At 69.5% G+C, this 2,000-nt stretch carries 2 protein-coding genes; both read left to right on the top strand.

Features of this window, described 5'->3' with window-relative positions; genetic code table 11:
• Nucleotides 1–1,200 (top strand): peptide chain release factor 3 (locus tag H0W38_RS21980; protein WP_292458240.1); only part of this gene is annotated, 1,200 nt, incomplete at its 5' end.
• Nucleotides 1,201–1,282: 82 nt separating this feature from the next.
• The gene (locus tag H0W38_RS21975; protein ID WP_292458238.1) at nt 1,283–1,750 is read left to right on the top strand and encodes a glycine zipper 2TM domain-containing protein; all 468 of its coding nucleotides are present in this window, start codon (nt 1,283–1,285) and stop codon (nt 1,748–1,750) included.
• The last annotated feature ends 250 nt before the right edge of the window (nt 1,751–2,000 follow it).

The raw sequence follows: 2,000 nt of genomic DNA, 5'->3' as shown, positions 1-2,000 counted from the left end.
GGCAAGGAGCCGCTGGAGCTCCTCGACGAGATCGAGCAGGAGCTCGGCATGCCCTGCGTGCCGATGACCTGGCCGGTCGGGCAGGGCAAGGCCTTCGGCGGCATCGTCGATCTGCGCCGCCGGCACATGCGGCTGTTCAAGGCGGGCGCCGACAAGCGCGGCGCTGATGACGAAACCGTTGCGCTGACCGAGCGTGTGACCTTGCTGAAGCGCTTCGGCCACGACTACGAGCAGGCTGAACAGACCGTCGAGCTGCTGCAGGGCGCCGCGCCGAGCTTCGACGAGGCGGCTTTCGTCGCCGCGCGCCAGACGCCGGTGTTCTTCGGCTCGGGCGTCAACAACTTCGGCGTGCAGGAGGTGCTCGACGCGCTGGTCGATCTGGCGCCGCCGCCGGCCGCGCGCCACGTGAGCCTGCCCGACGGCAGCGACCGCGAGATCCCCCCGGCCTCGGACGGCTTTTCCGGCGTGGTCTTCAAGGTGCAGGCCAACATGGACCCGTCGCACCGCGACCGGATCGCCTTCGTGCGCGTGAACTCCGGCCGCTACGGGCAGGGCATGAAGCTCAGGGTGCAGCGCACCGCCAAGGAGTTGCGCCCGACCAGCGTGGTCACGTTCCTGTCGCAGCGTCGCGAGTCGGTCGAGGAAGCCTATGCCGGCGACATCATCGGCTTCACCACGCACGGTGGCGTTCAGCTAGGCGACACCCTGACCGACGGCGACGCGCCCCTGGCTTTCGGCAGCTACACAGGCCTGCCGTTCTTCGCGCCGGAGTTGTTCCAGACCGTGGAGCTGGCCAATCCGATGAAGAGCAAACAACTCCAGCAGGGCCTGCTCCAACTGGGCGAGGAAGGCGCGATCCAGGTTTTCCGGCCCGCGACCGGCGGCGCGATGTTGCTCGGCGCCATCGGTCAGCTGCAGTTCGAAGTGGTGCAGCACCGCCTGAAGGCCGAGTACAGCGCCGACGTTCGGCTGGGCGCCAGCCGTTTCACCGGTGCACGCTGGGTCACCTGTGACGACGACGCGGCCATGCGCAAGTTCACCGACGAGGCCGCCAGCAAGCTGGCGCGGGACGCCGCCGACACCCTGGCCTATCTGATGACCTCGCCCTACGACTTGCGCCTGACGCAGGAGCGCCACCCCGCGGTGGTGTTTCATCCATTGCGCGAGCACGCCGGGCTGGCCCTGCAACCGTCGGCGTGAGCGGCTGAACGTTTCGGGCGCATTTGCGTCAACCTATCTTCCGCAGACAGTTGTACGCTCGCATTTCGCAAGGAGGAAAGCCATGAAAAAACTGCTTATTTCAGGCTTGGTGATGGTCCTGGCCGCCTGCTCCACCACCAGCCCCGACGTGATCCAGCGCGGCGATGCGCAGCGCCTGTCGCAGGTGCAGGACGCGGTGGTCATCAATGTGCGGCCGGTCACGGTCGAGGGTTCGCAATCGGGCATCGGCGGTGCGTCGGGCGCGGTGATCGGCGGCGTGGCGGGCAGCTCGGTGGGCGGCAGCCGCGAGGCGATCGCGGTCGGCGTGCTGGGCGCCGTGGCCGGGGCAATCATCGGCAACACGGCCGAGCGCTTCGGCACGCGCGAACAGGCCTACGAGATCATGGTCCAGTTGCGCAACGGCGAGCGCCGCGCCATCGTGCAGGCGCAGGGCAACGAGAACTTCCAGCCGGGCGACCAAGTCGTGCTGGTCTCCACGGGCGGCACCACTCGCGTCAGCCGCGCGCAGTCCGTCGGGCCGCGCAGTTGAAGCCGGCGCTCCTCCGGCCGCTGAGGTGCGGCGCCCTCGCGTCTTGCGCTTTCCGGTTTCGCACGGGCTTGGCGGCAGGGCTGTGTGCGCTCTGGCTTGCGCCGGCACCGGCCGAGGCGGGCGGCGGCTTGACCGAACCGCCCGGTGCAACCAAGCCTGCCAAGGCCTCCAAGCCGGCGAGCCGACGTGCGCCTCAGCGCAAGCAAGCGCCCCCGCCCCCGCCCCCGGCGCCGCTCGCAGTTGCAACGCC

Source organism: Methylibium sp. (genome assembly GCF_013817365.1).
Lineage (GTDB): Bacteria > Pseudomonadota > Gammaproteobacteria > Burkholderiales > Burkholderiaceae_C > Methylibium.
Note: the sequence above shows the minus strand (reverse complement) of the source record. Positions and strands in the feature narration are given on the sequence as shown.